Source organism: Lyngbya sp. CCY1209 (assembly GCF_035615495.1).
Taxonomy (GTDB): Bacteria; Cyanobacteriota; Cyanobacteriia; order Cyanobacteriales; family Microcoleaceae; genus Limnospira.
Map to the genome: position 1 here is coordinate 1 of NZ_JAJENU010000698.1, position 234 is coordinate 234.

General features: G+C 43.2%; 1 pseudogene. It reads left to right on the plus strand.

The features are described from left to right. A pseudogene (locus tag LKE08_RS28805) lies at positions 1-234 on the plus strand (RNA-guided endonuclease TnpB family protein); the annotation flags it as partial.

Consider the following 234-nt stretch of genomic DNA (forward strand, 5'->3'; position numbering starts at 1 on the left):
AAAGCATGGATAGACCGAGAGGTTAAAAGTCGGAATGATGCCTACAAATACTGCAAGTTATTGGCAGATAATCCCGATTTTCCTTGGGCTAAAAGGCTGAATTCGATGGCGCGACAAGCCCATGCAGAAAGGGCCTGGGCAGCTATTGAAAGGTTCTACAAAAACTGTCAAGCTAAAGTCCCTGGGAAAAAAGGTTATCCTAAATTTAAAAAGTATCAGGTTAGGGCATCGGTT